Raw genomic sequence first — 10,274 nt, forward strand, 5'->3', positions numbered from 1 at the left:
AAATGTGAGGAGCGCACTTTTTAAAATAAATAAAGTTGAGGAACGGGGTTTTTGACACCCCAAATCTTACAACTCAACCACCTGATCAAACAATGGATTATCCGTTAATCTATGTGTAACCATCAGCAAAGTTTTATCGTAGTTTTTGATAAGTTCAATTATCTGCAGTTCAGTTTGTTGGTCAAGACTTTCGGTAGGCTCATCCATCAACATTAATGGTGAATTATGTAGTAATGCCCGAGCAATACCGATACGTCGAGTTTCACCACCTGATAATGATCGTCCTCCTTGCCCTAATGGCAAATCTAAACCCTGATCGGTTGAGATCAATTTGGAAAGCCCAACTTGATGTAAAATATCCATTAACTGTTGATCAGAAGCGTTTGGATTACCGATTAACAAATTTTGTCTAAGCGAGTCACTAAAAATAGTAATCACTTGAGGAACCACAGCAATCGCCTGACGTAAAGTTGGCTCGTCAAGTTGATTAATCGGTATATCGTTGATAAAGATATTACCTGAAGTGGGTTCCCACGCGCGCGTGACTAAATTAAGTAATGTGGATTTGCCACAACCGGTTTTACCAATTAAGCCAATATGTTTGCCGGCTTCAACTGTTAATGAAAAATGGCTTAAAACTGCAAAAGGTTGATTTGGGTAGCTAAAGCAAACATCTTCAAACCGCAGTTTTGCGGTAGTCAAATCTATCGATCTGCCTTGCTCGACAAACTGGATATCTGGTGTTTGATCAAATAAAGCGGTTGTTCGTTTGGCTGACGCTAATACTTGCCCTAAAAAGATAAATGCAGTAGGGATTGGTGCTAAAATTTCACTACTAGCAAGGCAGACAAACACAAATAGGGCAACTAAAGGCGATAATGTATATTGAGTGATAAGCCAAAGCACTAACAAAGTCAAAAAGCCAGCAATTAATACCACAAGAGCACTCGAGAGAGCCATTAAAGTAGACTGCTTTTGTTGATGATAAAGCCAATCTGATTCAAGTTTGTCGAGTTTTGAGCGATAACGATCTTGCGCATTAAATAAAGTCAGTTCAGCTTGGCCTTGTAGATAATTAACCAACAATGCGCGATACTCACTTTGCTGTTTAGCCAGTATTTCGCCTAATTGTTTACCTGCATAATAAAAGATCACCGGTATAGCAAGTAGAGTAGTAGTTAGTACCATGCTGATAATTAATGCAATAGGAAAGTTGATATAACTTAATCCGACAAACAAGAGCACAATAATTACCAGTGCCGTTACAATAGGTGAAAAGAGTTTTAGATAGAGATGATCAAGGGCATCAATATCCACAATAAAACGATTAAGAAGATCGGCTTTTTGATATTGGGATAATTGGTTAGCGCTTAAAGGAAGAATCTTCTTAAATGCTAATGTTCTTAAATACGCTAATATTTTAAAGGTGGTATTGTGATCAACCAAGCGCTCAGCATAACGGGATGCCGTTCGCATAATGGCAGCAGCCCTTACGCCCGCGGCAGGTAACATATAATTAAACGTATATAAACCCGCCACACCGACTACCGCGGTAGAAGCTAAAAACCATCCAGATAAAGAAAGTAAAAAAACACTGGCAAATAATGTAAGAATAGCTAAACCTAATCCAATAACAATTTGCCAAAAGTAGTGCTTATAAAGTGCAATATAGGGACGTAATAGCGCTAGCATAAGCTCTCCTTGATGGCGTTAAGTTGTCCTTTCGACAATTTCCATACTTGGTCAAATTCATGCATATCATCATGTTGATGGGTGATAGTGATACTATTTGTCGCAATATCATAGGGTGCCAACTGCTGAACTGTTTGCTTATCTAAACTTGCGGTCGGTTCATCAAGTATCAGTAATTGACAAGGTTTCAGCATTGCTCTAGCAAGGGCGATGCGCTGAGCTTGTCCAACTGATAATCTAACCGCATCTTCACCAACTTGGGTATCGACGCCTTCTGGTAATTGATCGATAACATCAGATAATTGCGCTTTTGCAATAACCTCGTCAATTTCATTGGCGCTCGCCATGGGTTTACCCAGTAGAATATTTTCACGAATCGAACCATTAATCAAATAAGGATTTTGCCCAATCCAACTGATTTGATGTTGCCAACTTACTAAATCAAGCTGATTAAATTCAATCCCATTAATTTTTAGCGAACCCTGATAAGGTAAAAAGCCAAGCAATACTTGCATAATAGAACTTTTACCTTCACCACTAGTACCAATTAGCGCTAATTTAAATGGCGCTTGTAATGAAAAGCTAAGTGGGCCAACAATAGGCAAACCTTCGTTAGATAACACGATAAGATCTTTCGCTTCAATTGTTTTTAAAACATTTATTTCAGAAGGAATGGTTGATGATGATTGATTAGACTCGTTTTTTTTCTCAACGCTATCAAGTGGCAATTTTTTATTTAAAAAAGTTTCAATATTATCAGCTGCGGCAATGGCTTCTGCTTTGGCATGATAATAGACGCCCAAATCACGTAGCGGTTGAAAATATTCAGGTGCTAAAATCAAGGCAAAAAAACCAGCAAATAACGTGACTGTGCCATTATAAGCACCAAAATCAAACTCCCCTAAATACGAAAAACCAAAATAGACCGCCACAATTGCAATCGAAATCGACGTAAAAAATTCCAAAACCGCTGATGACAAAAACGCCATCTTTAATACTTGCATCGTTTTAATTCGAAAATCTTCAGACGCCTTGGCAATTTGCTCGGTTTGCTGTTTGCCTTGATTAAATAAGCGAATAGTACTCAGCCCTTTAAGGCGATCTAAAAAGTGCCCACTTAAATAAGAGAGTGCTTTAAAATGACGACGATTAATATCCGCGGCTCCCATTCCCACTAAAATCATAAAAATAGGAATTAGCGGAGCAGTACAAAGCAAAATAACGGCCGCGGCCCAGTTAAAAGGGAAAATAGCAATACAAATTAATATCGGCACCATACTTGCCAGGCGCATTTGCGGTAAATAGCGAGCAAAAAAATCATGCAAATTATCAACCTGCTCAATAACTAAGGTACTCCAAGCTCCTGTAGTACTTTGACTTAAATATGCAGGACCAAACAATTCAAACTGATCGATAATTTTTTGCCGAATTTGTTGTCGGATTTTTTGGCCTAAAGCAAAGTTAATCTTTTCACGAAAGAAAATAAGCAAGCCACGCGCCAATAGGATGACAACTAAAGATAAAAAATAAGGGAAAACGGTGGTAAAAGGAGTCTGATCGATGATCAACTTCTGCAAAATAATCGCCAATAAAGCAGCTTGGCCGATCATTAATAGACTCAACAAAAAACCGAATAAAACTGAAGCACGCAAATCTGGTTTATGCATTTTTGTGTGCTGTTTTAACCAGCTAAGTAAATAATTTTGACGTTTTTTATCTAGTGTCATTTTAATTTATCTAAATAATGTTCAGCATCTAACGCAGCCATACAGCCTGTTCCTGCCGAGGTAATGGCTTGTCGATAAATATGATCCATAACATCGCCCGCAGCAAAAATTCCTTCTACGCTAGTTTGTGTTGCATTACCTTCAGTACCTGATTTCACCTTGATATAACCATTATCAAGTTCAAGTTGGCCTTCAAAAATTGCGGTATTGGGTTTATGACCAATAGCAATAAATACCCCCATTACTGATAGCTCTTCGGTTAGATCAGAATCGATAGTACTTCGTAATCTTACACCGGTTACGCCCATATTATCGCCAAGAATTTCATCGACGATTTGATGAGTATGCAAAATGACTTTACCTTCTTGCACTTTTTCAGCTAAACGATTCATTAAGATTTTTTCAGCCCTAAAACTATCGCGACGGTGGATTAAATGGACTTCACTGGCAATATTAGCCAAATAAAGGGTCTCTTCAATCGCAGTATTACCGCCACCAACAACAGCCACTTTCTGATTACGATAAAAGAAACCGTCACATGTAGCACAGGCTGACACACCTTTACTTTTAAAAGCTTCTTCAGAAGGCAACCCGAGATATTGTGCGGAGGCACCAGTTGCAATGATTAACGCATCACAACTATATTCCGTATCGCTACCAAATAGTTTGAAGGGCTTTTGGCTAAAATCAACGCTATCTATATGATCGATAATAATTTCGGTATCAAATCGTTCGGCATGTTGTTGCATTTTCACCATAAGTTCAGGACCCGTTAATTCTGGATTTGCCGCTGGCCAGTTTTCGATCTCGGTCGTGGTGGTAAGTTGTCCACCTTGTTGAGTACCAGTTATTAATACTGGAGAGAGATTTGCTCGCGCGGCATAAACCGCTGCGGTATAGCCAGCAGGGCCTGACCCTAAAATTAATAAACGGGCATGTTTGGTTTTCATTTTGTATCCTTCCTATTATTCTGGCTAAATAAAATATGATTAGCGCAATTTATAGATGATAAGTCTAACATTATCAACTATTTTCTTGTAAAAAAAATGTTTATTACAGCAATAGGTGAAGGTGATAAATAACACGGGGTAACGTTACTTTTCCTTATATTATCAAATTGTTAAATTAATTTATGTTTTTAACAAATTGATTTTATTTATTTAAAGTTTTTATAAGTTTTAAATAAATAATTATTACTGTTTTAATAACTAGACGATAACGCCTTCACTCGAAATACGACAAGCCACCATTCAAAAAAATGGAAATGCTATCGGCTAAAACTACGTGGGTAAAAGAAATTTTAAACTCAATTCAGCAGAATATTAACGATCCAAAAATCGCAAATATATTATTGGGTGTTGAATTTATTTTAGATTCACTATTAGCAGATGCGCAAACGCTTAATAACACGTTTGAATAATTGTTAAAAAAAGAGTTAATGCCGCCAGTTGGCGACATAAGACTAATAGCAATTAAGATAAGAAAGTGGTGACATCTTCAAGTGACCAACGAATATGAGGTGGTTGCTCATCAATACGATAACCAAACGCTAAACACAGCCCAACACCAAATACCTCACGACTAAATGTTGGAATATGTTTTTCTAAAATATTAATCACCTTATCATATTGGAATCCGCCAAGCGCACAAGAATCTATGCCATGATAAGCCGCTGTAGTCATCATATTTGCAGCAGCAATATAACCTTGCATTTCTGACCAGCTATCAGCATTTAAACCTTCTCGTAAACCATAAGCAATATAGTTAAGAAAATCTTGGCTAGCTTTATCAATTGCCGTTTGATCGTTCTGATCTGGCAATGTTCTTCCTATAGCTTGACGTAAATATGGACTTTGCAAAGTAAAATTATTCGCTTTACGGTAAAGTAAAATCACAAAATGTGAACAGCTAGTAACTTGTTCTTGGTCATAACAAGCAGCACGCAATTCAGCTTTGATATCTGCATTATCGACAACGACAAAATGCCAAGGCTCAAAACCAAACGAAGAAGGCGATAAACGACCCGCGTCTAAAATAATTTCAACATCGCTATGACTAATCTTTTTTGATTCATCAAACCGTTTACAAGCATGTCTAAACTCCAAAGCTAACGATAGTTTGTCCATAATGTCTCCTAAGATTTCTTATTCCATGGTGCCACTTTCAACAGTAACACCATGCCGGGTATTGCTAATAGCGTACATAAACCAAAAAAGTTGGTCCATCCTAAATATTCAACCATAATTCCTGTTGTTGAATTAATCAATGTTCGAGGAATAGAAGCGATGCTGCTAAATAACGCAAACTGTGTTGCAGTATATAATGGATTCGTGGTTTTGGCTATAAAAGCAACAAAAGCTGCCGAACCAAGACCAACCCCCAAGGATTCAACACTGATCACTATCGCTAACATTATTTTTTCACTGACACCAATATCATTAAAAGGACCTTCAATTGATAACCAGGCAAAACCTAAAATAGAAAAGACTTGAACAAAACCAAAGTACCATAAAGCCCGATTAATCCCTATTTTTATCATCAAAATGCCGCCCATAATCCCGCCTAATATCCCTGGCCATAATTGCGCATTTTTAGCGATCAAACCAATGTCTGGTAGGCTGAATCCCATTTTCATATAAAAAGTAGTCGCTAACGATGTCGCCATGCTATCGCCTAACTTATATAAAAATATAAAGGCCAAAATGATCATCGCGGATTTAACGCCTTTTCTTTTAATAAATTCTAAAAAAGGATTGATAATAATATCTTCAAAATTATGGGATTTTGGTATTGGTTTATTAATTGGCTCTTTTATCAACAAGGTAATAATTATCACGGGCAACATAAATAGCGCCGTGACCATAAAAACGCTACTCCAAGGTAAAAAATGAGATAAGATTAGCGATAATGAACCGGGCACCAAACTGGCAAGACGATAAACGTTAATATGAATACTGTTTCCTAATCCAAGTTCAGTATCAGAAAGAATTTCTTGGCGAAATGCATCTAAAGCGATATCTTGCGTGGCTGAAAACAGCGCAATAATGAAACAGAGTGTAGCAATAATCCAAATATTCAGAGTCGGTGAAAAACACCCCAATATTGCAATAAAAAAGAGCAATATTATTTGCGACAGAAACATCCATCCCCGTCGACGCCCCATCCCAAACAGTGAAATATTGTCCATAAATGGCGCCCAAACAAATTTAAAAATATAGGGCAGTTGAGTTAATGAAAATGCACCAATAGCTTTTATATTCAGCCCTTCACTGGTTAACCAAGCAGGTAAAAGTTGAATTAACAAATAAAAAGGAAGACCGGAAGCCAAACCAGTAAAAATACAAATAAGCATTTTAGTGGAAAAGATAGTCCTAAGAAGAGAAACTTGTTTTTTATTCATTAGTTAACATTATCGGTCAGTTATATAGCAAAGTGCTATCATAGCATATTAATAAAAAAAATAATTGCTAAAGCTAACATAAAGCGTTTTACTATACAGGTTAATTTTTAACTCAACTTTCAAAAGTAAGCATTTAATCAACATTCGCCAAAAAAATATCAAGTAAACAATGCGTTTCAATCATCACTAAAACTTAAAAGATGCATTAATTAAACGCCTATAAGGGGGATTGCAGTATGAAAGAAACAGTCAAAGTCGCTGTTTTTAGCAGTAAGCATTACGACAAAGAACATCTCGAAATCGCCAACAAACACTTTGGTTTTGATATCGAATATTATGAGCATAAATTAAGCCATAAAACGGTTGTCACCGCACAAGGTTATGATGCTGTTTGTGTATTTGTTAACGACGAAGTTGATAAATTAGTTCTACAAAAATTAGCCCATTATGGTATTAAAATCTTAGCATTACGCTGTGCGGGTTTTGATAATGTTGATCTCGATGAAGCAAAAAAATTAGGGATCACCGTTGTTCGTGTGCCAGCTTATTCTCCTGAAGCGGTGGCTGAACATGCAGTTGCATTGATGATGACACTAAACCGCAGAACCCACAAAGCTTACCAACGTACACGCGACGCTAACTTCTCGTTAGACGGCTTAACTGGTTTTAACATGCACAATCGTACAGCAGGTGTGATTGGAACGGGTAAAATTGGCCAAGCAGTGATCCGCATCTTAAAAGGATTTGGCATGAACATCCTTGCTTATGATCCTTATCCAAATGATATCGCTGTTGAATTAGGTGCACAATATGTTCAATTAGACGAACTCTATGCCAAATCAGATGTTATCACCTTACATTGCCCAATGTCTCCTGAAAATTATCATCTACTAAATAAAGAGTCATTCAACAAAATGAAAAATGGTGTGATGATTATCAACACAAGCCGAGGTGGTTTATTGGATGCAACCGCTGCAATCGAAGCGTTAAAACAGACCAAAATCGGTGCACTAGGTATGGATGTTTACGAAAACGAACGAGACCTATTTTTCGAAGATAAATCTAATGATGTCATATTAGATGACGTATTCCGTCGATTATCAGCCTGCCATAACGTGATTTTTACTGGTCATCAAGCGTTTTTAACCCAAGAAGCACTATTAAATATCTCTGACACAACCTTAAATAATATAGCGCAAATAGCAGCAGGAAAAGAGTGTCAAAATATTGTTAAATAACAATAAATAATTTAATATGTCGCCGTTTTTTAACTAAATGAATATGGATGATTTATGCAACGTATCGTTATTTGTGTCATGATGGTTTTATGGCTCACTGCTTGTTCGAGTGGGGGATCATCGAAATCGCCAATGCAGCAGCATCGAGGACATTCGAATGTAAAGGGTGGCGTTTATCTAGAAAAACAGCACGAAGAACCAAAAGCCAATAGTGCCCCTTTATCGGTCGATAAAGAAAAATTTATCACAATGATGGTAAATAAATATGGCTTTAATCGCCAACAACTTCGCAATGTTTTAGAACAAACCAACAAACTTGATTGGGTTATTGGTTTAATGGACAAACAAGCACCAAAATCAGGAACGTCAAACGTACCTAATGGCGCATGGATTCGTTATAAAAATAAATTCATCACCCCAGGTAATTTACCTAAAGGTGTCGAATTTTGGAATAAATATGACAAAGATCTACAACGTGCTTACAAAGAGTACGGTGTACCACCTGAAATTATCGTCGGAATTATAGGCGTTGAAACCGGGTGGGGAAGAGTAATGGGCAAAACCAAAATTATCGACGCATTATCAACCCTAGCATTTTATTACCCAAGACGATCACAATACTTTGCTAAGGAACTTGAAGACTTCTTAATTATGTGTCGTGATGAAGGTGTTGATCCGTTTGATTTAAATGGATCATTTGCAGGAGCAATGGGCTACGGACAATTTATGCCATCAGCCTTTAGAAATCATGCTATCGACTTCAACCATGACGGTCATACCGACTTATGGGATCCAGTTGATGCAATCGGCAGTGTAGCAAACTATTTCAAAGCACACGGCTGGCAACGAAACAAAAAAGTCGCAGTGGTTGCTGATGGTCAAGCGATCGAACTCGATACAGGCTTTAGCACCAAATATACGATTGAACATCTAGCTAAAGCAGGATTAAAACCAAAAAGCTCAATCGACGGTCATAAAGAAGTCAGCTTATTACGTTTAGACATGGGTGATAATTACCAATTTTGGTATGGACTACCTAACTTCTACGTCATCACCCGCTACAACCATAGCACACATTATGCAATGGCAGTATGGCAATTGGGATTAGCCGTTAAACAAGCTAGATAAAATTAACCTTAAAAGCAAAAGGTCGCAGTTGCGACCTTTTTTATTAATCCTAATAAACTCTCTAAAAAGTTGAGGAACGGGGTTTTTGGGGTTCTAAATTCTGTTTTGAAATATTGTCCCAAACAAATAATTCCGCTTTAACTGTGGCGCTTTTTAGTAGTTCTATTTTTCCATCAAAAAAGTTGAGAAGTGGGGTTTTTGAGGTTATAAATTTCATTTAAAAACTTATAAATGATCACAATCACGATTTTAAACCCTAAAATAAAATTTTTAGGATCATTAATCATCTTTTTAAAGATTTGTAATGATGACATCTTTAATTAAAACAGTAATTAACTAAATATCACCTAGATCTTTTTTAGATCATCTTTACGAAAGTTAACGCAATTGAGTGAAAAAAAATGTTGCATCGTGTTTTTCCAATCACTATACTTTTTTAACAATTTTAGCAAAGAAGCTAAAATTTGATAAAAAAGCACAAAAGTGCAAAGAAATCAAAAAATTACTTGACAGGATTGTCGCATATGTTTTATAATTTTCAACAGGCAACAGGCAACAGGCAACTTGGCCAACTTCTAATTTAAATTCGTCTAAGTCCAGCTCCCAAATTAAATTTTTCACTATCGCTTATTTTTTCATGCGATCAAGTGAAATTCTGCGAATTTTCGCGCGATCGCTTCCGCGATCCTTTTCTCGATCGTTTTTCAGATCCTTTTTTAGATCCTTATATCTTCTACAATTATCCCGGTGGATCCATTTAGGTCTATTCGTGGTGTTTTTTCTTTCTTTTCCCAGTCATGCATTGACTTCACAGACAACAAAAAATCATATTGAGGGTAGTGCACCTTATCTGACTTTCGATGGTGGTCGTACTCGTGTTGTTGATGCTAACGGTCTGCTTGGGATTACACTATCTGATGGTACACAATATACGCCTTCTACCAATTCATCATCTACAACCCCAATCGTCTTGCCGGTTGTGGGTCAGAGTTTTGCTGATATAAGTATGTTCGTTCCTACTAATACTAATTCAGTCGCTTTGAGTTCTCTTATCGGTCCTCCTAATAATTATTGGGGTGATGATGATGG

Annotated in this window: 8 protein-coding genes; 3 read left to right on the forward strand and 5 right to left on the reverse strand. The window is 37.0% G+C overall.

Going from position 1 to position 10,274, the window contains the following annotated elements:
• Nucleotides 1–66 precede the first annotated feature (66 nt).
• From cydC to J3U27_RS01965, 5 genes are all read right to left on the reverse strand, one after another.
• Nucleotides 67–1,692: a heme ABC transporter ATP-binding protein/permease CydC gene (gene cydC, locus J3U27_RS01945; protein ID WP_267336802.1), complete on the reverse strand. Its 1,626-nt coding sequence runs from the start codon at nucleotides 1,690–1,692 to the stop codon at nucleotides 67–69.
• Nucleotides 1,686–3,419, reverse strand: a complete 1,734-nt coding sequence (cydD, locus tag J3U27_RS01950) for a heme ABC transporter permease/ATP-binding protein CydD (RefSeq protein ID WP_267376699.1) — start codon at nucleotides 3,417–3,419, stop codon at nucleotides 1,686–1,688. The genes cydC and cydD overlap by 7 nt, the downstream gene beginning before the upstream one ends.
• Nucleotides 3,416–4,369 carry a thioredoxin-disulfide reductase gene (trxB, locus tag J3U27_RS01955; protein ID WP_220224997.1) on the reverse strand — a complete coding sequence of 318 codons (954 nt, stop codon included), beginning with the start codon at nucleotides 4,367–4,369 and terminating at the stop codon, nucleotides 3,416–3,418. The genes cydD and trxB overlap by 4 nt, the downstream gene beginning before the upstream one ends.
• Before the next feature lie 522 nt (nucleotides 4,370–4,891).
• The gene (locus J3U27_RS01960; RefSeq protein ID WP_065734349.1) at nucleotides 4,892–5,545 is read right to left on the reverse strand and encodes an NAD(P)H-dependent oxidoreductase; all 654 of its coding nucleotides are present in this window, start codon (nucleotides 5,543–5,545) and stop codon (nucleotides 4,892–4,894) included.
• Between the two features lie 8 nt (nucleotides 5,546–5,553).
• Nucleotides 5,554–6,819 (reverse strand): AmpG family muropeptide MFS transporter, encoded by a 1,266-nt coding sequence (locus J3U27_RS01965; protein ID WP_220224995.1) that lies wholly within the window; start codon nucleotides 6,817–6,819, stop codon nucleotides 5,554–5,556.
• Between the two features lie 236 nt (nucleotides 6,820–7,055).
• Here J3U27_RS01965 and J3U27_RS01970 point away from each other — a divergent pair, with 236 nt between their 5' ends.
• From J3U27_RS01970 to J3U27_RS01980, 3 genes are all read left to right on the forward strand, one after another.
• Nucleotides 7,056–8,057 (forward strand): 2-hydroxyacid dehydrogenase, encoded by a 1,002-nt coding sequence (locus J3U27_RS01970; protein ID WP_065562123.1) that lies wholly within the window; start codon nucleotides 7,056–7,058, stop codon nucleotides 8,055–8,057.
• Nucleotides 8,058–8,111: 54 nt separating this feature from the next.
• On the forward strand, nucleotides 8,112–9,185 hold the full coding sequence (gene mltB / locus J3U27_RS01975) for a lytic murein transglycosylase B (RefSeq protein ID WP_267376701.1): 1,074 nt from the start codon (nucleotides 8,112–8,114) through the stop codon (nucleotides 9,183–9,185).
• A 769-nt stretch (nucleotides 9,186–9,954) separates the two neighbouring features.
• Nucleotides 9,955–10,274, forward strand: a 320-nt coding sequence (locus J3U27_RS01980) for a hypothetical protein (protein WP_267376704.1), incomplete at its 3' end; no start/stop codon positions are given.

The sequence above is a fragment of the Gilliamella sp. B2911 genome, assembly GCF_026536965.1.
In the GTDB taxonomy this organism is placed as follows: Bacteria; Pseudomonadota; Gammaproteobacteria; order Enterobacterales; family Orbaceae; genus Gilliamella; species Gilliamella apicola_E.

Coding starts and splice junctions, on each gene's coding strand:
- cydC (WP_267336802.1), bottom strand. CDS start 1,692: ATGCTAGCGCTATTACGTCCCTATATTGCACTTTATAAGCACTACTTT.
- cydD (WP_267376699.1), bottom strand. CDS start 3,419: ATGACACTAGATAAAAAACGTCAAAATTATTTACTTAGCTGGTTAAAA.
- trxB (WP_220224997.1), bottom strand. CDS start 4,369: ATGAAAACCAAACATGCCCGTTTATTAATTTTAGGGTCAGGCCCTGCT.
- J3U27_RS01960 (WP_065734349.1), bottom strand. CDS start 5,545: ATGGACAAACTATCGTTAGCTTTGGAGTTTAGACATGCTTGTAAACGG.
- J3U27_RS01965 (WP_220224995.1), bottom strand. CDS start 6,819: ATGAATAAAAAACAAGTTTCTCTTCTTAGGACTATCTTTTCCACTAAA.
- J3U27_RS01970 (WP_065562123.1), top strand. CDS start 7,056: ATGAAAGAAACAGTCAAAGTCGCTGTTTTTAGCAGTAAGCATTACGAC.
- mltB (WP_267376701.1), top strand. CDS start 8,112: ATGCAACGTATCGTTATTTGTGTCATGATGGTTTTATGGCTCACTGCT.